General features: G+C 57.4%; 22 protein-coding genes, 1 other RNA gene and 1 pseudogene. 9 read left to right on the forward strand and 15 right to left on the reverse strand.

Annotated elements, in window-relative coordinates:
* Nucleotides 1–236: 236 nt before the first annotated feature.
* Nucleotides 237–1100, reverse strand: coding sequence for a methyl-accepting chemotaxis protein (locus tag ACLEJQ_RS07370; RefSeq protein ID WP_440793942.1), 864 nt, complete (start codon nt 1098–1100; stop codon nt 237–239).
* Between the two features lie 42 nt (nt 1101–1142).
* A pseudogene (locus tag ACLEJQ_RS07375) lies at nt 1143–2156 on the reverse strand (methyl-accepting chemotaxis protein); the annotation flags it as partial.
* 587 nt (nt 2157–2743) lie between these two features.
* Between ACLEJQ_RS07375 and ACLEJQ_RS07380 the strand changes: the two are divergent.
* On the forward strand, nt 2744–3955 hold the full coding sequence (locus ACLEJQ_RS07380) for a hypothetical protein (protein WP_440793595.1): 1212 nt from the start codon (nt 2744–2746) through the stop codon (nt 3953–3955).
* Between the two features lie 118 nt (nt 3956–4073).
* Nucleotides 4074–5555 (forward strand): leucine-rich repeat domain-containing protein, encoded by a 1482-nt coding sequence (locus ACLEJQ_RS07385; protein ID WP_440793597.1) that lies wholly within the window; start codon nt 4074–4076, stop codon nt 5553–5555.
* Between the two features lie 57 nt (nt 5556–5612).
* On the opposite strand, the gene ACLEJQ_RS07390 is transcribed toward ACLEJQ_RS07385, so the two are convergent.
* The 3 genes from ACLEJQ_RS07390 to ACLEJQ_RS07400 all read right to left on the reverse strand — a co-directional run bounded on the left by ACLEJQ_RS07390 (nt 5613) and on the right by ACLEJQ_RS07400 (nt 9595).
* A complete protein-coding gene (locus ACLEJQ_RS07390) occupies nt 5613–7985 on the reverse strand; it encodes a TonB-dependent siderophore receptor (RefSeq protein WP_440793598.1) in 2373 nt (790 codons plus the stop codon).
* A 121-nt stretch (nt 7986–8106) separates the two neighbouring features.
* Nucleotides 8107–9087 (reverse strand): DUF4880 domain-containing protein, encoded by a 981-nt coding sequence (locus tag ACLEJQ_RS07395; protein WP_440793600.1) that lies wholly within the window; start codon nt 9085–9087, stop codon nt 8107–8109.
* Entirely contained in the window at nt 9074–9595 is a 522-nt protein-coding gene (locus ACLEJQ_RS07400) for a sigma-70 family RNA polymerase sigma factor (protein ID WP_440793602.1), read from the reverse strand. The genes ACLEJQ_RS07395 and ACLEJQ_RS07400 overlap by 14 nt, the downstream gene beginning before the upstream one ends.
* A gap of 190 nt (nt 9596–9785) precedes the next feature.
* On the opposite strand from ACLEJQ_RS07400, the gene ACLEJQ_RS07405 reads away from it, so the two are divergent.
* From ACLEJQ_RS07405 to ACLEJQ_RS07420, 4 genes are all read left to right on the forward strand, one after another.
* Complete coding sequence (locus ACLEJQ_RS07405) at nt 9786–10619, forward strand: oxidoreductase (protein WP_440793603.1); 834 nt, start codon at nt 9786–9788, stop codon at nt 10617–10619.
* A gap of 23 nt (nt 10620–10642) precedes the next feature.
* Nucleotides 10643–11581: an AraC family transcriptional regulator N-terminal domain-containing protein gene (locus tag ACLEJQ_RS07410; protein WP_440793605.1), complete on the forward strand. Its 939-nt coding sequence runs from the start codon at nt 10643–10645 to the stop codon at nt 11579–11581.
* A 173-nt stretch (nt 11582–11754) separates the two neighbouring features.
* Complete coding sequence (locus ACLEJQ_RS07415) at nt 11755–12660, forward strand: LysR family transcriptional regulator (RefSeq protein WP_440793607.1); 906 nt, start codon at nt 11755–11757, stop codon at nt 12658–12660.
* A gap of 122 nt (nt 12661–12782) precedes the next feature.
* Complete coding sequence (locus ACLEJQ_RS07420) at nt 12783–13544, forward strand: SDR family NAD(P)-dependent oxidoreductase (protein WP_340662440.1); 762 nt, start codon at nt 12783–12785, stop codon at nt 13542–13544.
* 130 nt (nt 13545–13674) lie between these two features.
* Here ACLEJQ_RS07420 and ACLEJQ_RS07425 read toward each other — a convergent pair whose 3' ends face one another.
* Nucleotides 13675–14580 (reverse strand): helix-turn-helix domain-containing protein, encoded by a 906-nt coding sequence (locus tag ACLEJQ_RS07425; protein WP_440793609.1) that lies wholly within the window; start codon nt 14578–14580, stop codon nt 13675–13677.
* A gap of 310 nt (nt 14581–14890) precedes the next feature.
* Here ACLEJQ_RS07425 and ACLEJQ_RS07430 point away from each other — a divergent pair, with 310 nt between their 5' ends.
* Nucleotides 14891–15322, forward strand: coding sequence for a DoxX family protein (locus ACLEJQ_RS07430; RefSeq protein ID WP_440793610.1), 432 nt, complete (start codon nt 14891–14893; stop codon nt 15320–15322).
* Nucleotides 15323–15383: 61 nt separating this feature from the next.
* A complete protein-coding gene (locus ACLEJQ_RS07435; protein WP_440793612.1) occupies nt 15384–16307 on the forward strand; it encodes an NADP-dependent oxidoreductase in 924 nt (307 codons plus the stop codon).
* Between the two features lie 97 nt (nt 16308–16404).
* Here ACLEJQ_RS07435 and ACLEJQ_RS07440 read toward each other — a convergent pair whose 3' ends face one another.
* Entirely contained in the window at nt 16405–17127 is a 723-nt protein-coding gene (locus ACLEJQ_RS07440) for an SDR family oxidoreductase (protein WP_440793944.1), read from the reverse strand.
* A gap of 64 nt (nt 17128–17191) precedes the next feature.
* Nucleotides 17192–17980 (reverse strand): SDR family NAD(P)-dependent oxidoreductase, encoded by a 789-nt coding sequence (locus tag ACLEJQ_RS07445; protein WP_440793614.1) that lies wholly within the window; start codon nt 17978–17980, stop codon nt 17192–17194.
* 130 nt (nt 17981–18110) lie between these two features.
* Between ACLEJQ_RS07445 and ACLEJQ_RS07450 the strand changes: the two genes are divergently transcribed.
* The gene (locus tag ACLEJQ_RS07450; RefSeq protein ID WP_440793616.1) at nt 18111–19019 is read left to right on the forward strand and encodes a LysR family transcriptional regulator; all 909 of its coding nucleotides are present in this window, start codon (nt 18111–18113) and stop codon (nt 19017–19019) included.
* Between the two features lie 197 nt (nt 19020–19216).
* Here ACLEJQ_RS07450 and ACLEJQ_RS07455 read toward each other — a convergent pair whose 3' ends face one another.
* From ACLEJQ_RS07455 to ACLEJQ_RS07485, 7 genes are all read right to left on the reverse strand, one after another.
* Complete coding sequence (locus ACLEJQ_RS07455; RefSeq protein ID WP_440793618.1) at nt 19217–19393, reverse strand: putative quinol monooxygenase; 177 nt, start codon at nt 19391–19393, stop codon at nt 19217–19219.
* 22 nt (nt 19394–19415) lie between these two features.
* Nucleotides 19416–19931, reverse strand: coding sequence for a cupin domain-containing protein (locus ACLEJQ_RS07460; RefSeq protein WP_440793619.1), 516 nt, complete (start codon nt 19929–19931; stop codon nt 19416–19418).
* Between the two features lie 281 nt (nt 19932–20212).
* Nucleotides 20213–20851, reverse strand: coding sequence for a flagellar biosynthesis protein (locus ACLEJQ_RS07465; RefSeq protein ID WP_440793621.1), 639 nt, complete (start codon nt 20849–20851; stop codon nt 20213–20215).
* A gap of 399 nt (nt 20852–21250) precedes the next feature.
* Nucleotides 21251–21862, reverse strand: coding sequence for a DUF805 domain-containing protein (locus ACLEJQ_RS07470; RefSeq protein ID WP_440793623.1), 612 nt, complete (start codon nt 21860–21862; stop codon nt 21251–21253).
* A 457-nt stretch (nt 21863–22319) separates the two neighbouring features.
* Nucleotides 22320–22682 (reverse strand): DUF6124 family protein, encoded by a 363-nt coding sequence (locus ACLEJQ_RS07475; RefSeq protein WP_440793625.1) that lies wholly within the window; start codon nt 22680–22682, stop codon nt 22320–22322.
* A gap of 558 nt (nt 22683–23240) precedes the next feature.
* Nucleotides 23241–23637, reverse strand: a transfer-messenger RNA (tmRNA) gene (gene ssrA, locus ACLEJQ_RS07480).
* Nucleotides 23638–23734: 97 nt separating this feature from the next.
* Nucleotides 23735–24016 (reverse strand): hypothetical protein, encoded by a 282-nt coding sequence (locus tag ACLEJQ_RS07485; RefSeq protein ID WP_440793627.1) that lies wholly within the window; start codon nt 24014–24016, stop codon nt 23735–23737.
* Nucleotides 24017–24124: the final 108 nt, after the last annotated feature.

A 24124-nucleotide genomic window follows, 5' to 3' on the forward strand; every position in this document is an offset into this window, starting at 1 on the left:
GTGTCGAAGTGACTGGCCCACCGCTATCGCGAGCAGGCTCGCTCCCACAAGGGATCTGCGGCCAGTAGCATGTTCGTGTGCCGTCCCAGGACCCTGTGGGAGCGAGCCTGCTCGCGATAGCGTCGGATCAGCCGACATTGCAGTGGACTGACCCACCGCCTTCGCGAGCAAGCCCGCTCCCACGGTGGGTGGCACAATCGAGTAGGCCTCGCAGGTGTGAGGCCTCGGGTCGGTCATCAGACGCGGAAGTGGCTCACCATCATCTGCAATTGATTGCCCAACCGCGCCAGTTCAACGCTGGAGGCGGCGGTTTCGTCGCTGGCGGCGGCGGTCTGTTCGGAGACGTCGCGCACGTTGATGATGCTGCGGCTGATTTCCTCGGCCACGGCGCTTTGCTGCTCGGCCGCGGCGGCGATCTGCTGGTTCATCGACTGGATGTTCGACACCGTTCGGGTGATGTTTTCCAGGGATGCGCCGGCCTTGCGGGTCAGGGCCACGCTGCTGTCGGTGAGGCTGCGGCTGTTGTTCATCACGGCGGCCACTTGCTGCGTACCGTTCTGCAGGCCGGCCACCAGGCCTTCGATCTCTTCGGTGGACTTCTGCGTGCGCTGGGCCAGGCCGCGGACTTCATCGGCGACCACGGCGAAACCACGCCCGGCTTCACCGGCACGTGCCGCTTCGATCGCTGCGTTGAGTGCCAGTAGGTTGGTCTGTTCGGCCACGGCCTTGATCACGTCCATGACGCTGCCGATCTTGTCGCTTTCCTGCTGCAACACAGTCATGGCGTCGGTGGAGCGCACCACTTCGCTGGCCAGGCGCTCGATCTGGGCGATGGCTTCGTTGACCACCTGATCGCCCGCACGGGCCTCGCCGTCTGCGGCGGCCGCGGCCTGGGAGGCTTCTTCGGCGTTGCGGGCAACTTCCTGCACAGTGGCGGTCATCTCGTGCATGGCGGTTGCCACCTGATCGGTCTCGACCTTCTGGCTGTTGACGCCGGCGCTGGTCTGCTCGGTGACGGCGGACAACTCCTCGGCGGCGCTGGCGATCTGGGTCACACCATCGCGGATGCCGCTGATCAAGTCGCGCAGGGTCACGCCCATGCGCGCGATGCCTTGTTGCAGGACGCCCAGTTCATCGCGACGGGTCACGATGACATTCTGGGACAGATCGCCGCCGGCAATGCGCTCGACCACAGCCAGGGTGTCGCGCAGCGGGCCGGTGATCTGGCGGGTGATGATGACGGCGGCCACGATACCGACCAGCAAGGCGAGCAGTGTGCTGATCAGTTGCAGGGTCCGGGCCTGGGCGCTTTCAGCGTCGCGGCGGTCGAGTTGAATCTGGTACAGCTGTTCGCTCAGGGTCACGATGGCGGCGCCCTGGTCGGTCATCTCCTTGCGCGCCTGCACCGCATCGGCCGTGGCCAGCTTAAAGGCTTGCAAGGCACTGCGGTATTGGATCAGGGCACTTTCCAACTGGCGCAGCTCGTCCTGGCGAGTGCTGGAGAAATGTTCGTTCAGCGGCTTGAGCGAAGCGATCGCGGCGTCCAGCTGGGCGACGGCCTTGCGTTCGGTGTCGGCGTTGCTGTTGGCCGTATAGCCGCGCACTTCATAGCGGGCCAGCATGAATTCCTGCTTGGCCTGGGTGATCGCCTGGAACTGTTCGAAGCGCTCGTCGCTCAGCGCCATTTGCTTCACGTCGTTGTTGATCGTTTCGATCAGCTTGTAGGCGATCTCCGCGTTCGCGCCCATGGCGTCACGCGCTGTGTTGCCGGTGCGATAGGCACTGCGCATTTTATTCAAGGACACCTGGTAAGCGCTGATGACCGCGCTCTGCTCCTTGAGCAGCTTGAGGTTCTCAGGGCTCTTGAACGTGCTGAGCAGCTTGTTCTGTTGTGCAACGAAACCATCGAGGGTGGTTTGCACGTTCTGCGCGGCGGTCTCGTCGCCATTGGTCAGCATGTATTGCAGGCGCGTGACGCGAAGCTTGGTCAGGCCGGCGTTGAGCTGGGTGATGTCGCTCATCCAGTTGCTGCGGTTGATCAGCCCGCCCAGGCTGGTCCAGCTGGTGAAGGCCAGCAGGCAGGTCAGGACCAGCACCAGGCCGAAGCCCAGGCCCAATTTCATGTTGACGCTTATGTTGCCGAACCAGCTGTTCATTCAATTCCTCCAGGAACGTTGTGCTGCTTGTCGTCGGTTGGCTGGAAGATTGTTGTTTTTAAGAACCAGCAGAAATGTGTAACAGGCCTGTATCGGCCGCCGACCCTGGATCTGAAAGATTTTTTCGCGGTGTTCACCTGTCGCGAAATGTTCGCGCGCATGCGCCAAGCTTTTTTTCACATTGGTTTCACTGCTTGCCCACGTCGCCCTTTCCGCTGTTGCGTGGAGACCACCCATACGCCGGCAAAATCAAGCACAAAAAAAAGCCCGCGGGAGCGCGGGCTAAACCTTAGTTTCTTGAATGAGCGAGGGGACTTTACCGAATCGCTCGGGGGCGTGGGGTGAAGAAAAGTTCATGAGGCACCCTCCCTCTTGTTGCGTTGAGTGGATGGCCTGGGGACTGCTGCGCAGCCCAGCGGGAGCAAGCTCCCTCGCCACGGGTTTATTGCTGCCGAAAGATTCCTCTCGGGCATGCCCAGATCATTGGGCGCATTTGTGAAGGGCTGACTACACTGCGATGGCCTTCGTCGTTTATCCACGGGTCGCGGATCCAGAATGGCATCCGGAAAAATCGATAAGGAGCGTCGATGTCATATTTTTTCATTTGCGATCGGGCGCACCTCAGTCGCTCAGAAAAAAAACTGACGCCGCATATGTTGGCGCACAGAGTCTGCCCGGCGTGCGGCAGCAAGCTGAAGGCCACCTTTAGGCGGGCGACGTATGTCTCGGATCATCCGGTACTCAAATCGGAATACCATCCGCGAGCGAAAGTGCCGATTACCCGTCTTTTTGGGAGGCAAGACCGAAGCGGCTCCGCAACCACCTCTGCGCCCGTGATCACGCAGCCTACCGTTGCCGTTCCGTCCTTTTCCCCGCCACCTTCGCCGGTCGCTTCTTTCGGTTCTTCGTTCTCTCCTCCGACGTCTCCGTTCTCTTCTCAGTCGCTACCGGGGTCACCGGTCCCGGTCCCCACGTTTACCAACCCCTCTTCGTCCGTACCTACGCTCGAACAGAAAGTCTCGGCCAGCGATGCCTACGACGAGTTCAGCGCCTCATTGCACCAGGGAAACCTCACGGTGGTGGAAGCGCAGTCGCAAGCGCGGATGTATCAGAAGCTCCACGAAGCCAATTACCTTTTTCTCGCCAGGGATGGACAGTTCAAGGCTTATCGAGCCAATACCGGTAGCTTCTGCGATGACGAAACAGTTCCTGAGCCGGGCTTGGCAAAGTCGAGAACCGTCATCGGCAACCGGGAGGGGCGCCAGGTTGTTCTAGGGCGGGAGGAGATTTGTTATGCGGATGGCGCTCTGTATTTCCAGAAAGGCAACATCACCTATCCTGACTATTACGTGAAGCTGGACAACCGGGTTTTCGCCATAGAATTGAAGACCCCTCGCTGCTCGAAACTCTCCACCTTCCTGTCCGACTACTTCATGCAACAGCGCAAATTCCCTGACTCGCGAAGCGTGAAAGAGGAGCTCGATTATCGTCGAGGAATTATCGACGGGTCAGTTGATCAGGTGATCCTGTTCGACCTCAGTAACATCAGCCAAGGAGACCCACTGAAGGATGTCTACAATTTCGTCAAAAGCTCATTGGCGTATCAGGCGTGGTTCAGCAAAAACATAAACAGGTTTATCTTCGCTGGCGACCGGGAAGCCGTCATCGAGTTCAAGCCGGTGCTGTATTCAGAAATAGAAAGTGCAGTGAAGCTACACGGGAAAAAAGACGGACGGGTGGTGTTGGGGAGCGGTAGACAAGTCGGGCTTAGTGCATTTTTTTCCAGCACATCCAAATAGTGAGGCAGGTTGCATCCTTCGGCTGCCGCAAGGTGCTTGTTTCTGTGAGCAGCGCAGGATTTTTGTGATGAAATGGATTTCGCCGTAAGCCGCGCCCCTCACTTCGGACTCGTGAACAGTGCAGACTGCCAACCGCAACGCCTTGATGACCCGACTCGCCACTTCACCCGACGACATCGCCACACGAGCGTCACTTTATTGCGATCTGCTGAACACCGGCGAGGCGTCCCTGGACGGCCTGCGAGTCGCCGCCGGCCTCTGCGATCCAGCGGCAAAATTGGCTATCGCCCAACTGCACACCACCGCCCACCGCAATCGCCCCGGGCCGTTGTTGCCGCAGTTGCAGGGCCTGCCGGTGGACCATGTGGAAATCGATGATGCCGAGCCGCAGTGGCTCGACGCCCTGGCCGGATTACCGTTGCGTACCTTGGTGCTCAACAGCCCGAGGTTCAGTTGCGACCCGGATCTGTGGCGACGGCTGCCAGACCTTGCGCTCGAAACGCTGGAGATCAGCGGTTTTTCCCGTCATGACAATGCCACCTGCCTCCCTTCGCTCGAACGGCTGCGCAGCCTGAAGCTGGAAACCTACGGCGACGATTTCGATGACCGTTTCCTCAAGCAGCTCGCCCACAGCCCGCTGCAAGCCTTGTCGCTCAATCGTTGCGATGAGATTTCCGACGACGGTCTTTTCGAACTCTCACAACTGAAATTGCGCTCTCTCACCCTACAGCGTGCCGGTGAACTCACTTCGCGGGGCATGGCGCATCTGTGCGGTCAGCCGCTGGAACAACTGTCGATTGAGGGCAGTGGCGCGATTTTGAAGGACCCGTCCTGGCTCTCCCGCTTGACCGGGCTGCGTTCCCTGAGCCTCGATGACTGTTACGCGAGCGAGGCCGCGATGCTCGCTATCCGAAGTTTGCCCATCGAGCGGCTTTCGCTTCAATCGGCTTATGTGGGCGAGGAGGAACTGGAAGTACTCGAAGGGATGCCGCTTGCGGAGCTGGATCTCAAGTCGTCGCGGATGATGATCGAACAGCTCGACGTGCTGCACGGCTTTCCGCTGAAGCGCCTGGGGCTCTCCGATGTGCAGGGTGTATGCGCCGACACGTTGAGGGATCTTCGTGGGTTGAATCTGGAGTCTCTGGATCTCTCGTTGAACGACATTACTTGGAAGGAACTGAAACAACTGGCTGGCCTGCCGCTTAGAAGGCTTGACTTGAGCTTTTGCCAGGGGATCGACGGCAAGACGTTACGTAAGCTCAGCGAACTGGGCCTGCCCTTGGAGCAATTGGAGATCAGTGGCTTGGACCTGCGCGATGGCGATCTGGCCTGTTTGCGTAACCTGCCGCTGCAACGCCTGGGCCTGTATGAAAGTCCTTGGTTGACCGATGCCGGCGTGGCGCATTTGGCGGGGTTGCCATTGCGGGACCTGACGCTAGAAGCCGGGCCGGGGGAGTCGCGGCTTACGTCGGCCATGGTGTCGGTGCTGGAACACTTGCCGCTGGAGAGCTTGTCGTTGCGCAATGGCTCGCAAATCAGTGCTCAGGGATGGGACCGCCTGGCCAGGTTACCGGCCTACGTCAGGGGGCCGGGCATTTGACGCTCGCCCTGTGGGAGCAAGTTGCTCCCACAGGGCGTCGCTGTTGTGGACCGCGGCTTACCAGTTGTAACTCAGCTTCGCCGTGATCTCACGCCCCGGGTTGTAGTAGTTCGCGGTCCCCGACCCGACCACATGTTGCTCATCCAGAAGGTTGCTGACGTTAATTGCCAGGTCGGTGCCTTTGTAGAGCTTATAGTTGAACGCCGCATCGAACAGCGTGGTGCCATCGCTGGTGCCGGTGTTGGCCGCGTCGAAGTAGTAGGAGCCCACATACCGTGCGCCCAGGCCAACGCTGACATCGGTGTCGGGTACGTTGTAATAGGTCCACAGCGACGCGGAGTGTTTCGGCGCGGTGGCGAACTCATTTCCTTTCAGTGAGCTGCCGTCGTACAAGGTCCCGCGCAACACTTCGGACTCCATGTAGGAGTAGCCGCCCACCAGGCTCAGGTTAGGGGTCAGCTCAGCCTTGGCTTCCAGGTCCAGCCCGCGCACCCGTGATTCGCCAACGGTCTGTTGCTCGATGACTCCACTGGGCAATACGACAGCGATGCTGACATTTTCCTGGGTCAAGTCGTAGACCGCCGCCGAGAACAATGCGTCCATCCCGATGGGCGCGTATTTCACCCCCACTTCGTATTGCTTGCCTGTCTTCGGAACAACGCCAACGGTTGGCGGCGAGACCGATTCCACCATGCTGACGTAAGTGGAAACTTCGTCGTTGACGATATAGGTCAGCGCGCCGCGATAGGAGGTTTCCGAGAAGTTGTCCGATTCTTTCAGGTTATTGATGTCGGTGCTGGACAGGTCCAGCGAGTCGTTGCGCACGCCGGCAGTGACGATAAAGCGCTCGTAGAAGGACAGGTTCTGCTGCAGGAACACGGCCTTGGTCTTGGTATCGAGCTTGTCGTTGCTGTAGGGCGCTACGCCGCTTGGCACCCCCGTGAACACCGGGTGGGCAAGGTCGATGGAGCCCGTCGGGGAATACACGGAGCTTTCCTCGGTCGAGGAGTCGCCATACTCCACGCCCACCAAGGTACTGCTGTCGATGTTTTCGAAACGGGCATCGTATTGCAGCATCAAATTGCCGTTCAGCTGCTCGGCTTCGCTGTCGGTGCCAAAGATATAACGCGGGACTGTGGTTCCGGTGCGAGTCGTGGAGTCGCTGAGGAACACATAGCCGAAATCATCGTTAAGTTCGCTGTAGCGAAGGTTGCTGCGCAATACGAACCCATTATCGAAATCATGGCTGAAGGTGCCACTGATGTTGGTGCGCTCGACATCGTGGAAGTTGTAGCTGGGCTCGCCGTAGAACTTCTTGCGGTCGTATTCCTTGTCCAGCGGATAACCACCGCTGTTGGGCGAGCTTTGGGTTTTCAGGTAATCGACGATCACCGAGGCCGAAGTGAAATCTGTGGGTGACCAGGTCAGGCCGCCCATCAAGAACTTGTTGTCGTCCCGGGAGTGGTCGTACTCGCGATCGCTGTCTTGCAGCTTTGCCGTGAAGCGACCGGCCACGGTCTGTTCCTGGTTCAGCGAGTCCCCGACGTCGATGCCGGATTCGACATGGTCGAAAGAACCGTAGGTGACATAGCCCTGGCCGAACTTGTCGAAGCGTGGCTTCTTGCTGACGAAGTTCACCGAGCCGCCGGGGTCGGCCGGGCCGAACAGTGTGGAGTTGGCCCCGCGTATCACCTCGACGCGCTCATAGGCGAAAGGCTCCTCACGCACGCCACGCATTGAGCCCAGGGTCAGACCGTCCCGATATGTCGTGGCCTGGAAGCCGCGAATCTGGAAGTAGTCGTTGCGGTCGTCCGTGCCGTAATAATCGGTTATCACCCCTGGCGTGTACTGCAGCAGTTCTTCGGTCGTGCTCACGCTGCGCTGCTGCATTTCCTTGTCGGTCACCACGGAGACCGAGGCGGGCGTGTTGAGAATGCTGGTGGCCACTTTACCGCCGACCCAGAGTTCCTGGGCGACCACCGAGTGAGTGTCTTCGGTGCCGTCGACCCGGGCCTTGGCGTTGACGAGGATGGGGGCGAGGCGATAGTCGTCGAGTTCGCCCTCGGCTCTGGTTTGCGGCGTTAGCAGGTAAGCGTTCGGCCCTTGCTGTTGCACTTCTATGTCGCTGCCCTGCAACAACGAAGACAGGGCTTGGGGAATATCTAATGCGCCGCTCACACCCCGGGTGTTGCGGTTCGCCACGTTTGAGGCATCGAAGGACAGGCTGATGCCGGCCTCACGCGCAAAGCGATCCAGCGCCGGGGCCAGTGGTCCGGCGGGAATATTCCACTGGTGAACCGGGTGGGTTTGATCGACGCTCGTCGATTGCGCCAGGGACGGCAGTGCGTAGCTGCTGACGATGAAGCCAAGTGCGGCGCCGTGCAGGGCACGATTCAGTCGAAGACGCTGTGGAACCGGGGACGAACTCATTAACTCGCTCCGTGAAAGGGGATCGGCAGATCGGCCTGTATTTCAGCCTTTCTTACATGCCGAACGAGAATGAGAAATCACCTCATTTTTATTTAAATATTCGCATGGCGAAAAAATGCATCTAACTGGCCGCGCTCAACGTCACCCAATACTGGGTTCGATAATCGATCTGCAGGTGCAGTGACTGCGCAACCAAGGCCAGTACCCGGTCGGTATCGGCGAGCTGAAAGGTCCCGGAAACGCGCAGGTCCGAGACCTCTTCGGCGCAGCGCAATACGCCGGGGCGATAACGCGACAGGGCCTGGATAAAATCACCGAGGCGCATGTTGCGGGCGCTGATCACGCCGTCGCTCCAGCTCCACAGATCCAGGCCATCGTCCTTGAGCTCACGAACGCCCTTTGAGGTGAACAGCCGCTGGTTGGCGGCCAGGACGATGTCTTGGACCGGGCTTTGATTGGACCCGGGAAATACTGTGACTGCACCGGTCTGCACCGCGAGGACGGTTCCGTCGTCACGTTCGTGCACCAGGAACCGAGCATCGAGGGTGCGTATGAATCCGTCGCGTGTCTGTAGCCACAAGGGACGCGGTTGCGCCGAACCGGCATCGGCGCCGGTGTTCACGATGATTTCGCCGCGCCGCAGCACGACCAGGCGTCGTTGCGCGTTGAAATAGCTGTCGACGGCACTGTCGCTATTGAGTTGGAGAAGGCTGCCGTCATCGAGCTGCAAGCGTTTGCGTTCGCCGGTCCTGCTGTGCTGCTGGGCAAGCATGGCCGGCAGCGGTGTGTAGTTGCGGCCCAACCAGGTCGCTCCACCCAACGTAGCCAACACACCCAACAGCTTCAGGCTTTGGCGCCGATGCATGCCGGCGCGGGGGCCTTTGAGGGTGTGCCGGACCAGATCAGGTGGAACGCCCGCGAAGTCATCGCCGAGGGCTTCCACGCGTTGCCACGCTAGCAAATGTTCCGGGCGCTGCTGCAACCAGTGCTCGAAGATGCTCCGGGTTTGCTCATCGGCTGGGTTGAAACGCAGGCGCACCAGCCAGTGGATCGCCTGGTCGACCACCGCTGGGTCAAGCGCTTGCGCGTCACTGTTCGGCATAGCGCAAGCGATAGCAATGTTGCAGGGCCTTGGCCAGGTCGCGTTCAATCGTAGAGCGGGAAACACCGAGTTTCTCGGCGATCTGCTGGCAGGTCAGGCCGTCGAGCTGGGCCAGTAGAAACGCCTCGCGAACCCTCGGCTTGAGCAGGTCCAGCAGACGGTCGATCCGCTCAAGGCTGTCCAGAATCAACAACCGTTCCTCTTCAGAAGGGATTTCCTGGGAGGGCAGCAGCGCAAGGCTTTCGAGGTAGGCGCGTTCGAGCTCGCGACGGCGATACCGATCGATCATCAGCCCACGTGCGATGCTGCTCAGGTAGGCACGAGGTTCGCGCAGGGGGCTTGCTTGACGGGATTTGAGCAGGCGCACGAACGTGTCTTGCGCCAGGTCTGCGGCACTCTCGCGGCAACCGATGCGCCGGCTCAGCCAGCCGTGCAACCAGGAATGATGGCTGCGGTAGAGCAGCGCGAGATCGGCATGGCCCAATGTGTCGTTGCTGCGCGTCAGCATACCGGAGACTACATAATTGATAATGAATCGCATTATATTCAAGCTGAAGAGGCCTGGGCAACTTTGCCGGACGTGAGGCTCGCTCTGGTATTTGCCTTGATAGGACTAGGCAAGGCTGCAAGGCAAACCGGCATAGGTGACCCTGGACAGCGATGGCTAACATGCGCACACCTACTGATGGGAGTTCGTCATGCACCGCATAAAAACCCTGTTTATCACCGGCGTCAGCAGTGGCTTCGGCCACGCCCTGGCCCAGCAAGCATTGGCGGCCGGCCACCGGGTCATCGGCACTGTACGCAGCGAGGCGGACCTCAAGGCCTTCGAGCAACTGTCCGCCGATCGCGCTCACGGCGTCCTCCTCGATGTCACCGACTTCGCCCGGATCGACAGCGTGGTCGCCACCACAGAAGCGGCCCACGGCCCGGTCGATGTGTTGGTCAACAACGCCGGCTATGGGCATGAGGGCATCGTCGAAGAGTCGCCGCTGGAGGAAATGCGTCGTCAGTTCGACGTCAACGTGTTCGGCGCGGTGGCGATGATCAAGGCATTCCTGCCCTATTTCCGTAAGCGTCGTGCCGGGCATATCCTCAATATCACGTCCATGGGTGGCACGATCACGATGCCTGGGATCGCCTATTACTGCGGCAGCAAGTTCGCCCTCGAAGGGATTTCCGATACGCTGAGCAAAGAGTTGCAACCGTTCAACATCTTCGTGACGGCTGTCGCGCCTGGCTCATTCCGCACTGATTGGGCGGGCCGTTCGATGCGGCGCACCCAGCGCAGCATCGAGGACTATGACGCGCTCTTCGACCCGATCCGCACGGCTCGCGAAGCCAAGAGCGGCAAGCAACCGGGCGATCCACAAAAGGCAGCCCAGGCGATGTTGCAAGTGATTGCCAGCCCGACGCCGCCGGCCCATCTGTTATTAGGCAGCGACGCACTGGGCCTGGTGCGTGACAAGCTGGACCGTGCCGCCAAAGAGATCGATCAATGGGAAGCGCTGACTCGTTCGACCGACGGCTGAAGAGCAGGCGAGGGGAGACACCGATGACACAGGCCGACGCAAATACCGCACGCATGGTGCAGTTGATGGAGCAGCTGGCGCCGGTCGAGGGCTACAACCTCAGCGCACTGGATGACATCCGGTTCTTACGCTCCAACCGGCCGCTAAGCCGAACGCCGGTGTTGTACGACCCCGGTATCGTCATCCTGTGCCAGGGGCGCAAGCGCGGTTACCTGGGGGATGAGGTTTACGTTTACGACGCTCGGCATTATCTGGTGGTCTCCGTGCCCGTTCCTTTCACCATGGAGACCGATGCCAGCGAGGCGCAGCCCATGCTGGCGGTCTACATGCGCCTGGACTTCCAATTGGCCAGTGAACTGCTGCTGCAAGTGGATGAAACCCTGGGGCCGAGCGATGCCCAGCCCAAGGGAATGTATGCCTCGCCCATGGACGATTCGCTCTGCGCCTCGACGCTGCGGTTTCTCGAAGCCATGAGTCGTCCGGGTGACGCACAGATACTCGGACCGGCGCTGGTGCGGGAAATCTATTACCGCATCCTCACCGGCGAACAGGGCGGTTCCATGCGTGCGGCGCTGAGGCGCCAGGGGCACTTCGGCCAGATTACCCGGGCGATTCGCAGGATCCACAGCGGCTACTCGGAGCGTCTGGACGTTGAATCCCTCGCCCGCGAAGCCAACATGAGCGTGCCCAACTTTCATCTGCACTTTCGCAACGTGACGGACTCGTCCCCCATGCAATACCTGAAGTCGACGCGCCTGCACCAGGCGCGGTTATTAATGTTGCGTAACGCCATGAACGCCTCGACGGCGGCGTTCACTGTCGGCTACGAAAGTGCCTCGCAGTTCAGCCGCGAATTCAAGCGCCTCTTTGGCCGCACGCCCCAGGCTGAAGTCGAGCGGATGAAGGCTGCTTATGCGTTGCCTGCGCCTTCATCGTCGTCGGATTATGTTTCGTCGCATTAATGATCGCCTTCTAGCGATCTCAGAATGGGCGGCCAGAATCGTTTACTCGATTCGAGTGTTCGGCAGGTGTGCCATTTTTCGACAGCCTCAATGGAAATCAGGTCCCAATCTGTGGACATACTGCTGTCTGCGAAACTAGGATAATTTCCCCAAAAACGTTCGAGCCAATAGAAATGATCTCCGATCCTGGAACGCCGACGCTCGATCAACTCAAAGTTTTCCTGACTGTGGTTGAGGTGGGCAGCTTTGCCGCGGCCGCTCGAAAACTGCATCGTGCTACATCGGTCGTGAGCTATACGATTTCTAACCTTGAAATGCAGCTTGGGGTCTCGCTGTTTGACCGCAAAACCACGCGCAAACCGCAACTGACGGGGGCCGGTCGAACCGTGCTGGCCGAAGCACGCACCATTACCAACGGCGTAAACGGGCTCCGGGCAAAAGTCTCTGGGTTGCTGCATGGATTAGAGGCGGAGGTTCACCTCGCGCTAGACGTAATGCTCCCTGCCGATCGCGTAGTCGATGCGCTGAAGACGTTCAGAGAAGTATTTCCCACCGTCACCTTGCACTTGCATATGGAAGCCCTGGGAGCAGTGACTCAGCTGGTTATGAACAAGAAAGCCGGAGTTGGCGTCAGCGGCCCGCTGGATATCGGTCTGGACGGCATCGAGCGCATCGGCGTGGGCAGCGTTCAATTGATACCCGTCGCATCGCCTGCTCATCCGCTGGCGGAGGAATGCCCCAAATTGCCTGGGGCTGCGAGGGAGTTCGTTCAATTGGTCTTATCAGACCGCTCAACGCTTACCGGTGACAAAGATTTCGCCGTCGTGAGCACACGCACCTGGCGGTTGGCAGATCTGGGCGCTAAACACATGCTTCTGAAAGAGGGTATCGGCTGGGGAAACATGCCCATGCCCATGGTTAAAGCTGACCTAGAAGAGGGGCGCCTGGTCGAGCTGGATATGCCTGACTGCAAAGGCGGTACTTATGCGTTCGACGCTATTTATAGAACTGACTCGCCACCTGGTCCGGCTGGGCGTTGGTTAATAGAACGGTTCGGTCAACAAGCGGGAAGTGCCTGAGCTTTTCGACAAAGAAGCAAAATCCCGACAGGCTGAGCAAGGCTGCGAAAGAGGAGCACCTTAAAAAGGGGGACATTGGAACTGTCGAAAGCGACTACCCAATGACTACTTGGAGACACGACATGACTGACTTCACCCCAACCCCCAATGAAGTGGCTGACAAAGTAATTCTGGTGACCGGCGCGGCTAGCGGTATTGGTAAAGCTATTACCGAACTTCTCCATTCTCGCGGTGCGAAAGTGATTGCGGAGGACATCGACCCGTCCGTGAACGCTCTTGAGCGCCCCGGCATTGTCCCCTTCGTAGCAGACATCACCGTAGATGGCTCGGCCGAGAAAGCGGTTGCCCTGGCAGTCGAGAAGTTCGGCAAGCTGGATGTCCTGGTTAATAACGCGGGGCGCATCCTTTATAAACCTGTCATCGAAATGACTCGCGAAGACTGGACTTGGCAGATGGAAACCAACGTCACCGGAGCTTTCCTTCACTCCCGTGAAGCGATGAAGGAAATGATGAAAAACAAATCCGGTGCGATCGTAAATATCGCCTCGTATGCCTCCTACTTTGCATTCCCCGGTATCGCGGCATATACCGCATCCAAAGGTGCCTTGGCCCAGCTGACGCGCACCCAGGCGCTCGAGGCGATCGAACATGGCATCCGCGTAAACGCTATCGGGGTAGGGGATGTGGTGACCAACTTGCTGAACCACTTCATGGACGACGGCCGCGGCTTCCTGGAGGAGCATGGCAAATCTGCCCCTATTGGCCGTGCTGCGGCGCCTGAGGAGATCGCAGAAATTGTTTCCTTCCTTGCCTCCGAGCGCGCCAGCTTCATTGTTGGCTCGGTAGTGATGGCCGACGGCGGCATGAGCATCCCTGTGGGCTGATGCCTTGCCTCAAGACGCGTGGGGCGTTCTGCACCACGCGTTTTTTCTTTTTTCGGTCATTAGCGGAGGCGACATGACTGCTTTTCGAAATTCCGACTTTCCATTAATCGACGTTCGTCAGCATCTGGATTCACTTGCGATAGTGGCTTGGCGTTATGCCCACCTCGCGCTTGAACACTTGCGAAAAGTGGCTTGGGCTGCTGTAACCGACGTCAAGTCCAATGTCGATAATGCTGCGATCTGTCTCTAAAAGAAGCTGTCGGGCTCGGGCCATTCTCAGTCGGATGAAAAACTGAGACGGCGAATGCCCGGTGGCTTTCTTGAACAATCGGCTGAAGTGAAACTCGCTCATACCAGCCCCTTCAGCCAATGTTCCTAAACTGAACTCCCTGTGCAAATTAGCTTCCATCTCCTCCAGTACTCGCCGCAGCTTGTATGCAGGCAGGGAATTGCGGTGAGCGATATCCTCAGCCGAATCGTCCAGGTAATTGCGGGCAAGGTGAACGGCCAGGCACTGCGCCAATCCCTGGAGAAAAAGCGCACTGCCCGTGGAATGATCGGTCAGCTCTTTGCGAAACTGCTCCATCAGCATGGACAGGACGCCGTCGCGGCCACCCGATACCTCACGCAGACGAACCGCACCAGGTCCGCCAAGCGTCTCGCTAATGGCTCTCTCCAGAAGCGCAATACCAAGGTAGATATGCATCACCACGAATGCTTCTTCGCCGGAGACGTTCCAGCGCATTTCATAAGGTTCGGCCGATGTGGTAAGAAAAAAATCGCCCTTGCTCACGACACTGGTTTCCCATTCACCACCCAAGATTCTTTCATCAACCTCAGCCGTTCCAGAAATGACCCATACCAGCAAGGGTTCGGCCACTGCAGGCACGATAAAGCTGTCCTCTTGCCGTTCGCGGTTGAATATCTGGACTAATACGTCGCGTGCATCGAGCTCATCCGAGGCAGCAAGACGCTTGCCGCGGATATAGGCTTCCAGCCCTAGTGGGGAGGTCCGTTCAGCGTGATCCTTATTCATCAAGGCATCTCGGAAAATAGGTGAAAAAAGCGAATCCAGCGGCCGCTAGGTTGAGGCCATCCATTGGCGAAGCAGTTCCACGACCTTGTTAATCCTTCTTGGCGACCTCGATGGAGGCCGTATCCGATGCCCATCCGAGCGCAATAAAAATGCCGGAATTTTCATTCCGGCTCCTGTGACTCATCATTTCTAATTTATAGAACCTAAAAGTCGAAATTAATCGGCTATTAAGCAAAGCTGGAGGGTGACAGTATCTCCTCCCACAACAGCTCTTCAGAGGGAAGCGCTGAACCTAAAGGGGTCTACCGTCATGTCTCAAACAGCAAGCATCTCCGGCGTTGCCGTTGCACCCGTCACCCACCTGAACAGCGCTGTTTCATTAGCGGGTCGAGTTTTTTTGAGCGCCATTTTTATTCTTTCAGGCGTATCCAAAATTGGCGCACCCGCCATGATGATCGGTTACATCGGCTCCGTTGGGCTGCCATTCCCGCAACTGGCGTTGGCTGTCGCGATCGCTGTTGAAATTCTGGGCGGTGCTGCGTTGATCGCCGGCTACCGCACTCGCGCTACCGCCGCAGTGCTCGCGGTTTTCAGTGTCTTTACCGCATTGATTTTCCATAGTGCTCTGGCTGACCAGAACCAGTTCATCCATTTCTTCAAAAATATCGCTATGGCCGGCGGGCTTCTGCAAATCGTCGCTTTTGGCGCGGGTCGATTCAGCCTCGATGCTCGTCGCAGCTGATTCAATCATCGGCACGTCTGACATCGCCAGTGAACCTTGTCCTTCGCAAACGAGAGAATTCATGAAAGCTATCCAAGTAGCACACTACGGCCAGGCCGAAGCGTTGGAGCTGAAAGAAGTTCCAGACCTTTCCCCCAACGACGATCAGGTTCTGATCAATGTCGCTGGCAGCGGAATCAATCCAATCGATTGGAAAATCCTGTCCGGCTCGATGAGGCAGTACATTCCCCTGCCATTGCCTTACACACCTGGCGTAGAGGTTTCGGGAACGGTCGCCGCAGTTGGCAAGAACGTTATTGACTTCGTAGTTGGCGACCAGGTGTTCGGGTTTATCGGCATTGTTGGCGGATATGCGACGCAAGTGCTTTCGACGGCAGATCGGCTGGCTCATCTCCCCACGAACCTGTCGTTGTTACAGGCGGGCGGCGTACCGGCTGCAGCGTTGACTGCGTGGCAAGCATTGCATGAGCACGCCGCTCTCCAGACCGGCCAAAAGGTTCTTATTCATGGTGGCGCAGGTGGCGTGGGCAGCTTCGCTATTCAACTCGCTCACCTTGCGGGCGCGTATGTGATCGCAACCAGTTCTGCAAAAAACCATGACTACCTCCGCTCGCTTGGCGCGGATGAGGTAATTGACTACACCCGCGCGCAATTCGAAGACAGCGTCGCTAATGTCGATGCGGTAATTGATCTGGTGGGCGGAGAGACGCAGGCCCGCTCCTGGAGCGTGATCAAGCGGGGAGGCGTCTTGGTCTCACCCGTCAGCGCTCCCGATACAGAAATGGCGCGTGCATACGGCGTCAGTGGCAAGAACTTCGCTACTCGCTCGGATGGACGTCAATTAGCAGAAATCGCCGCGCTTTTTACAGCGGGTAAGCTCCAGCTTCAGACCCAGGTGCTACCGCTTACCGAAGTTGTCGACGCGGTGAAACAGAGCTGGGCCGGACACACCCGCGGGAAAATCATTCTTGATGTCAATCGCTGAAAGATCCTGGAACGGCCCTGCAGAGGGCTGTTTTGCCTCCCCCTGTCTTGCTGAATCGCTTCGCCGCTCCATCGGACGGGTACCGCCTCTACTACGGCTAAATCAGGCTCCTGCCGATTGATGCACCACCATCAACGTAGAGCGTCTGACCAGTAATAAAAGAGCTGTGCTCATCAAGCAAGAAAGTCGCTGCGGCAGCGATTTCATGCGGTTGACCAAGTCGTCCCATAGGCACTGCTGCAACGTAGGCGGCCTCGCCAGGGCTGCCTTCGGGATTTGCTCTTCGGAAAAGATCTGTGTCGACCGGGCCCGGTGCAATCGCATTAACAGTGATGCCACTCTGGGCGAGTTCCAACGCCCAGCTACGTGTGAAACTGATCAAAGCGGCTTTTGCGGCGGCGTAGGAAGTGCGCTGGCGCATTCCGAGAACCGTCAGGCTGGAGACGTTCACTATTCTGCCCCAGCGTCTGGCGGACATATCCGGGAGAAGCGCCTGTGTTGCCAGCAGCGCCGGATACAAGTTGACCTTCATGACATCCTCAAGGCTGGTGAGGTCAACCTCCGCGATTCCTTGAGGCTTAACGAGGCCCACGTTGTTAACAAGACCGTCGAAGGTATAGCGGGTCTTCAACTCTGCAAGGGTCTTGATCGTGCTATCGCAATCGCTCAGGTCGGCGGCGATCAATTCCCCTGGGAATCCACTGTCCTCCACCCGTCGAGCGATGCCTACTACTCGGTGCCCAGCTGATGCAAGTTGCTCGGAGATTGCCCGACCAATTCCCTTGCTGGCCCCTGTGATTAAAAAGGTACGCTGCATAATTCCGAAACCCTTTGGATTATTACTTCAGGTGTTCGAGAGTTGACCACCCACCACAGCTGATTAATCAGGCGATAGTCTGAACGGTCCCGCCTTCAGCCCGAATTGCTGCACCATTGATGACAGCCGCACGTTCGCTGGAAAGGAACGCTACAACGTTCGCGACCTCAGCAGGCTTGGCCAGGCGGAAGATCAGCGAGGAGGGGCGGTTCTGCGTCATGAACTTCTTTTCCGCCTCAGCGTACGGCAGCCCAGGGTTCACTGACTCGATGAAGCCTTTGAGGCTTTCTGTCTCGGTAGGCCCTGGCAGGACTGCGTTGACAGTCACCGAGGTTCCCTTGGTCAGCTCCGCCAAGCTACGTGAAATCGACAATTGCGTGGCCTTGCTCGCGCTGTAATGGGCCATCGAGGCCATTGGCGTCAGTGCTACTTCGCTCGAGATGAAAATTACGCGACCATGGCCGCGCTCCAGCATGCCCTTCATATAAGTACGGGCCAGACGCACGCCACTCCAGACGTTGGTCTCAAACATGCGCTGCCAATCTTCATCACTTGTGCTGAAGAAGTCGCTCAGCTCATAGGTGCCCATATTGTTAATCAGAATATCGATCTGCGGATAAGCAGCGACCGCTGCCGCTTCACCACCCGCCTGACTGACATCTGCCACCAGAGGCAGCGCGCGCTCTTCACCGAAGCGCTCGTTCAACTCACTGACGCGCTGCGCCACGCCCGCTTCGCTTCGTCCGTTAATAATTACGCGAGCACCGTCTTCCAGCAGTTGCGTAGCGATCGCCAGGCCGATGCCTGCTGTAGAAGCACTTACCAGCGCAGTTTTGCCTTCTAAACCAAGATTCATACTCTTCTCCAATGATGAGATTGCGGGGGCGGGTCAATCCGCTGGAGAGAAGTATGCGCAGCGTTGGGTGCGTTGATTAGCGCACGCATTGGAATATGATTGAAGAATAAAATTCACATGTAAGGTCGTCATGGACAGTCGAAGCGGTGAAATGCAGGTGTTCACCAAGGTCGTCGAGACCGGCAGTTTCTCAGGCGCGGGGAAGTTGCTGAACCTGACGCCTTCAGCAGTCAGCAAGCTCATTACCCGACTCGAAATGCGATTAGGCGTGCTTCTTTTCGAGCGATCCACAAGACAGCTAGTGATCAGCGGTGAGGGGGCACGCTTCTACGATAGCTGCGTGCGCATACTCAATGACATCGAAGAGGCAGAGCACGATGCCGTCGGCTCGTCCGTGGCGCCCAGCGGCCTCTTGCGAATCAATACCTCGGTGCCTTTCGGCACGCATCAACTCTTGCCGATTATCAGTGATTTCAACCTCCTATATCCCGACATCACGCTCGATCTATCGCTGACCGACGCTTTGGTCGATTTGAAACGTGAACGCATCGATGTCGCTATACGCATGGGGCCGCTGGACGATGCCAGTTTTCGTGCACGCATATTGGGAAGCAGCCGCCGTGCAGTCGTGGCCTCACCCGAGTATTTAGCTCGTCACGGTGAACCGACAACGCCGGCTGAGCTGGAGAATCATCGCTGCTTTAATTTCAACTTCCGCCGATCTCGTGATGAGTGGCCTTTCAAGCTGAACCAACAAACGCAGTACCTGGCAGTGCGCGGCGATATGCTGACCAACAACGGCGAAACCATGCGCCAGATGACGATCAATGGACTGGGTATCAGTCGGCTAGGAATGTTTCATATCGCGGAGGACGTAAAAGCGGGCAGGCTGGTGGAATTGCTCGCTGACTTCAATGCAGGAGACACTGAGGACATCACTGCAATCTTCAACAACCAACGCTACATGCCGCAACGGGTGAGAGTCTTTATCGATTTCCTGGTAGAACGAATCGGGCCGTTGTTGAGTTCGCTTCCCTAAAACAAAGACCGCAGTCTGAGCTGCGGTCCCTGTCCTTTTTCCGTGGTTGCAATACCGTCAGTTCAGTTTACGAACCCGACTCAGGCCACTTGGTGCATTTCCTCAAGCTCGAACTCTTCAATGCAGTGTCCCGCCGTATTTCGAAACGTACTCACAGCCTCGCCCTGCATGTGCTTGCGCCAGGCTTGTGCAGACTCTCACCGTTCGAAAAACGTCACCAGGCCAGGCTCCTGATTAGATACAAAAAGCTCATAGGCAAGGCAGCCCGGCTCTTCGCGAGTCACGGAGACCAAGGCTTTCTGAGCATTGATCATCTGTTCCTCAAAGCCTTCTTTAGCCCGCGCGCGGGCGATGATTACCAAGGATCCATACATCGTCTTTTCTCTCTTTCGAAAGTCATTGGGCTTTAGGCGGGTACTGGTCAATGTCTTCAGCCGATGGGCCACCGTTCAACCAATCCACCACCCAACCGCTTTCCAGAATGTTGAAAGTTTGTGACCCAGCCGGTAACCAAGCTTCGTGCACGACTCCACCAGGAGCTCGAAAGAAGCCTCCGTTTGCAATGTTGTAGTGCACCCCTCGGGACATAAAGACGTGTGTACCACCCACCATGACCACATGGGTTTCTGCGCGTTGATGGGAGTGCGGTTTGATATGCACCGCCACAGGCGTACGGAACATCAAGGTAGTCAGGCCGGTCGCCTTATCCTCATGAAGAATGGCGTACTCAGGGGATTTTTCTCCCAACTGCGGGATGGTTTTCTGCCATTTGAATTGGCTGGGGTTGATCAGCTCGGGCAGCATCGAAGCGGACGACTGTGGTTCAGTAGAAGCCGTCGCGTTTTGAGTCGCCCCTTGGATGGCGATCAGCATCGCACCGAGGGTCAGGAGCTTTCGGAAGGAGGGTTGCATGGTGACGTTCTCGTTGAGCCGTTGATGGGGCAAGTATCCATCGGGCCATAGAGCGAGATTAGCCACTAGGCGGGAATAGGTTTGATGAATCGGATTCAAATTGGACGGGCATGCAGTGAGCGGTTGAGTGGGGGGATCGGGAAAAAGGGGATGGGGATCGCTACATAGACGTACACGACAGACTCATCGCTGGCATCACACCATCCCGTAGCTGCCAGCGAAGGCAGGCAACTACGAGATTCTTGCGCTCGATTGGCGCTGACAGGAGGCCGGGAATAGCCTTATGGCTTAGCCTTGCCCAGTTGCTTGCCCGTCTCGGTGACGATGGCACTGAGGCCTTGCTCGTTGATCTTCTTCCAGTCGCTGTCAGTGGCCACCTGCATGCTGTCGCGTGCACCGCTGATCACCTCCAGTGGCGCGGCACCGGGGCTTTCGATTTTCAAGTGGGCCTTGTTGTTCACGGCCACAGTGAATGCACCGGGAGAAAACCACGACCAGTATTCGATAATGTGCACATTCACCGCTGCGGCACTTGGGGTTGGTGTCGTTACGACTTGGTAGCCAGCCTGCTGATAAGCGGTAGCCACGGCGTTGCCCACCAGTTGCGACACAGTACGACCCGAAGGCAGCACCACATCGCCCAGGCCTTTACCGAAACCGTTGCGCTTACGCCCAATGGCCCGTTGAGTGATGCTGGCATCGTTCACTTCTTCATCGTTTTTCAGCGAAGGGATATCGGCGCTGCGTGGGTCGATCTGAAACACCCGCTCATCCACGGCGCTGATGTACACCTGCCGACCTTGACCCTGAGTGCCGGGTTGCGGCGCAGGGCCCGTTACGTCGACCTCGGAACGGTTGGTCGCGCATCCCACCAGTGAGGCGAGAGCGAGGGCGGCGAAGGCAGCTTTTAAATACGGCATGGTGGCTCCTGAACGGTTCGTTTGTCCTTAGTGGCCCCTGGCCTCTATTAGGGCGGGACGGGCCGGAGCTTAGCGGTTGCGTGACAGCCAGGGAAGTGGGGCGTGCACCAAAAGCTCTTTGTCGGTGTATTTGATGGGGGGGAAATGGGCGGGAGCGGAAGGGGAAACCCTGCAGTTAAAAGCTGCAGGGCGGGTTGGCTTTTAGCCTTGACTTGAGACCGGCTAATGGGTGTCCCCTTATTGGTCAGAGCAGAGAAATAAATCTGTTCTCTTTTCCCAATGGACATCGCCGCGGCGTACGCAGGGCTATCGCATGGTGTGCGCAGCGCTCTCTACAAAGGCACCTGAGCACTTGGGGCCGCGCAATGAGGCGAAGAATGGACTTCGCGTACGCTAACGTTATGCCTGAACCAATGCATTAACGAACCACTCGTAGAGTGCCTGTGGGTGGTATTGGGGAAAATACGCAACTAGCACGGTTGAAATTACAAGCATCAGCACGACCAACAGCGCGGTAAGTAGCTTTACCAACGTCGAGAGAGGTGGATTGGGCGGGCCGTATTTATTAATCGCTTTACGCCCCGGAAGCATGATGAGCGGAAGCGTTATCACAAAGCCGATAACAGGGAACACGCAGAGAATTCCCCATATTATGGGACTCCAACCTAGATCACGTGCCCTGCGTACCAGTAGAGACATGTCGAGCAGGATGGCAGGAACGACAACGGTGACGCCGACTATCACCAAAACCACCAGTTCATGGCGCAACCCCACCATAAAGAACGCCAGCAAAATGCACGGAAGAACCAGCACCAAGGGCACACGAATCAGCCAGAAGCGCGCCAGAGAAATACGCCCGGAAAAATCAAGAATCCTGGGTTTTGAAAACGTGACAACCTCGTCGTCAATCAGTTGGGCGTCGCCCAGTTGGTATGGGTTTTCGCTTTCGGTGCTGATGCTGTCAAAAACGGGTTCTATTCTTGCCATCTGTCGCCCTGCCACCACTGTCATCAATAGGTTTTTAAAGTGAACCCGAATTCGCGCTCATGGCCTGGCTCTCGGATGTGGCAATAATTTCTCCCACGAGCCAGATATTGGAGTTATCCCAGTACACATTTAATGACATTCGCTCTCCTTGCCGCTGAGTGATCCCTCGTGAACGAGGCGGCGGCCTCAGTAGTGCCGATGCAGTCCTTGCACATAGGTGGACCGAACGCAAGGAGAAGAATCGACGATATTACTATGCCATTGCAAGCTCCACGGAGCCACTTTAGACAAGTCCGGTAGCTTAGCTACGGGTAAGGGCGGGATTTTTACGAGAGGCGAATTGACCGGTTGCTATCGTCGATTCGGGTATGAAGGACGATTAGTGGCGGAGCGTTGAGGATTTTTCAAACTCAGCCATTCGCCCTGCACAAGAACGAAAAACCCGGCGCAAAAGGCCGGGTTTTCGTTGGAAACCGTTTACCTACGGCCTCGGCTCCACATTATCCAGCACCTGATTTGCCAACAACGAACTCAGCTCAATCAACTGCTGAATCCCCAGCGCCAAATGGCGCCGCGAGCCTTTCAGGTCGAACGCCAGCTCAGCAACCATCGCATCGGCTGAAGCCAGCGTTTCACTGAGGTTGGCGAGCAGACTCTCGTTATCAAGACCTTTCACAACGGTGAATATCTGCCCCGGCTTCGGTTCGTCTTTGGATTTGTCAGGCTTGGGCTGCAAGTAGTGATCGAGCACGCGTTTGGTGGTTTCGTCTTGCTGCTTGGCTTTGGATTTTGCAGATTGTGCGGTGGACCCTGATTCTGGTGGGTTCGGAGTTATTTTGAACATACGCTTCGGTTCCTAATGTGATGCCGACACCCCGAAGCTACTAAACAAGGGGGTGGCAGCTGTACGCAGGTTAGTAGACCGGGGAACCGAAGAAGCCGGCGCGCCTAAGCGCCCTGCGCACAGCCACCATCAAGAACAGGGGAGGGCCCTGTTTGAGAAGTGCTTGTACAACTTCGATTACCTCGGGCTACTAAACCCGACCACTGATGGGCAGTGGCAGGAACGACAATAAAACCCAGGGACAAGGCGCACAAGCAGGCGGATTCTGGCGTAGTTGTAGGCAAAGGCGCAAGGATGCGTAGTTTGATAGAAGAGTGTAGGTGGTGGCTGTAGGAGAGAGGTTTTCTAGCGAAAGCCTCATACCTTTGAGGTGCCGATGGCAATCTGCACGCCTTCGATACCCTGAACGGGTAACTGCTTGAAAATCTCTTTTTGGGGCGCACCACGGACGCTGTCCATTCCCAGGATATGCCGAGCCGTACTGATGCAGGCATTTCCCCTCGTTGATGGATTTCAGGCACAAAAAAAGACGTCCGTGGACGTCTTTAGATGATGAAGTGGTGGAGCCGGGGGGATTTGAACCCCCGTCCGCCAGTACTCCGCTGTCGGTACTACATGCGTAGCCGTGTCTATTAAGTTAACCCTCAGCGACCCGACGGGCAGGGTGCTTTGGGCGAGTTGTGTAAGTTTTAGCCGCTTCGTCCACAACGTACTGCACGGCGATTCCGTTCTATATGACAATCACTTTGGGTTTACGGACATCCCCTAATGATTGCTGGACCCGAAGGTACCAGAAGCTCAGGATCTAAGGCTGCTTACGCAGCGATAGCGAATTCCTGGCCGTAGGTTTCGTCATTGGCAACTATAGAAGTTGCAACAGTGGATTTACGAGTTCTGTTACCAACTCGGCATGCACCTAAAGTTTCGCAACCGGCGTCGAATCCTAAACGGCCCCGAACCTGTCGTTTCGTCAATCTGCTGAAGCGACAGGCGTTTGCAGTGTACGCCAATCTGCGGCTGAGGCCAACCCGAAGGTTGGCCTGCCCGTTCGGTCACTTGTTGGTGCCGTCAGTGGCCTTTCTGATTTCGAGGATGGTTTGCTGGGTTTCAGCAACGCAGTCATCAATTTTTCCTTCTTTTTTGAGCTCCCGTGCCCTCCTTACGCTGTCTGTCGCACGGCCATTGAGATCGGGTGATGACTGATATTGTGTTTTGGCATTCTCGATGGTTTGGATATTGGCTTCGCACAGGCTGTCCGGCTTCTCTGCGGCGAACGAAGTGGAGGCCATCATCGAGGCGGTAATGAACAGACCTAACAGTGCAGAACGTTTCATATGTATCTCCTTGAACTGAGGATCCAGGCTTCGTTGGCCGTCAGACGGACAACCGAATGGAGGAAAAGCCCCGACATTCGGGGCTTGTTCTGTGGACTGCCGTCGCGC

It is taken from the genome of Pseudomonas sp. SMV71, assembly GCF_052042015.1.
Classification (GTDB): domain Bacteria; phylum Pseudomonadota; class Gammaproteobacteria; order Pseudomonadales; family Pseudomonadaceae; genus Aquipseudomonas.

What these genes read in the sequence shown, in the direction of transcription:
- ACLEJQ_RS07470 (WP_440793623.1), bottom strand. Translation starts at nt 21,862, where the DNA reads ATGACAGTGGTGGCAGGGCGACAGATGGCAAGAATAGAACCCGTTTTT.
- ACLEJQ_RS07415 (WP_440793607.1), top strand. Translation starts at nt 11,755, where the DNA reads ATGATCTCCGATCCTGGAACGCCGACGCTCGATCAACTCAAAGTTTTC.
- ACLEJQ_RS07410 (WP_440793605.1), top strand. Translation starts at nt 10,643, where the DNA reads ATGACACAGGCCGACGCAAATACCGCACGCATGGTGCAGTTGATGGAG.
- ACLEJQ_RS07460 (WP_440793619.1), bottom strand. Translation starts at nt 19,931, where the DNA reads ATGCAACCCTCCTTCCGAAAGCTCCTGACCCTCGGTGCGATGCTGATC.
- ACLEJQ_RS07475 (WP_440793625.1), bottom strand. Translation starts at nt 22,682, where the DNA reads ATGTTCAAAATAACTCCGAACCCACCAGAATCAGGGTCCACCGCACAA.
- ACLEJQ_RS07400 (WP_440793602.1), bottom strand. Translation starts at nt 9,595, where the DNA reads ATGCTGACGCGCAGCAACGACACATTGGGCCATGCCGATCTCGCGCTG.
- ACLEJQ_RS07370 (WP_440793942.1), bottom strand. Translation starts at nt 1,100, where the DNA reads ATGGGCGTGACCCTGCGCGACTTGATCAGCGGCATCCGCGATGGTGTG.
- ACLEJQ_RS07435 (WP_440793612.1), top strand. Translation starts at nt 15,384, where the DNA reads ATGAAAGCTATCCAAGTAGCACACTACGGCCAGGCCGAAGCGTTGGAG.
- ACLEJQ_RS07395 (WP_440793600.1), bottom strand. Translation starts at nt 9,087, where the DNA reads ATGCCGAACAGTGACGCGCAAGCGCTTGACCCAGCGGTGGTCGACCAG.
- ACLEJQ_RS07450 (WP_440793616.1), top strand. Translation starts at nt 18,111, where the DNA reads ATGGACAGTCGAAGCGGTGAAATGCAGGTGTTCACCAAGGTCGTCGAG.
- ACLEJQ_RS07465 (WP_440793621.1), bottom strand. Translation starts at nt 20,851, where the DNA reads ATGCCGTATTTAAAAGCTGCCTTCGCCGCCCTCGCTCTCGCCTCACTG.
- ACLEJQ_RS07430 (WP_440793610.1), top strand. Translation starts at nt 14,891, where the DNA reads ATGTCTCAAACAGCAAGCATCTCCGGCGTTGCCGTTGCACCCGTCACC.
- ACLEJQ_RS07485 (WP_440793627.1), bottom strand. Translation starts at nt 24,016, where the DNA reads ATGAAACGTTCTGCACTGTTAGGTCTGTTCATTACCGCCTCGATGATG.
- ACLEJQ_RS07405 (WP_440793603.1), top strand. Translation starts at nt 9,786, where the DNA reads ATGCACCGCATAAAAACCCTGTTTATCACCGGCGTCAGCAGTGGCTTC.
- ACLEJQ_RS07425 (WP_440793609.1), bottom strand. Translation starts at nt 14,580, where the DNA reads ATGAATAAGGATCACGCTGAACGGACCTCCCCACTAGGGCTGGAAGCC.
- ACLEJQ_RS07420 (WP_340662440.1), top strand. Translation starts at nt 12,783, where the DNA reads ATGACTGACTTCACCCCAACCCCCAATGAAGTGGCTGACAAAGTAATT.
- ACLEJQ_RS07380 (WP_440793595.1), top strand. Translation starts at nt 2,744, where the DNA reads ATGTCATATTTTTTCATTTGCGATCGGGCGCACCTCAGTCGCTCAGAA.
- ACLEJQ_RS07455 (WP_440793618.1), bottom strand. Translation starts at nt 19,393, where the DNA reads ATGTATGGATCCTTGGTAATCATCGCCCGCGCGCGGGCTAAAGAAGGC.
- ACLEJQ_RS07390 (WP_440793598.1), bottom strand. Translation starts at nt 7,985, where the DNA reads ATGAGTTCGTCCCCGGTTCCACAGCGTCTTCGACTGAATCGTGCCCTG.
- ACLEJQ_RS07445 (WP_440793614.1), bottom strand. Translation starts at nt 17,980, where the DNA reads ATGAATCTTGGTTTAGAAGGCAAAACTGCGCTGGTAAGTGCTTCTACA.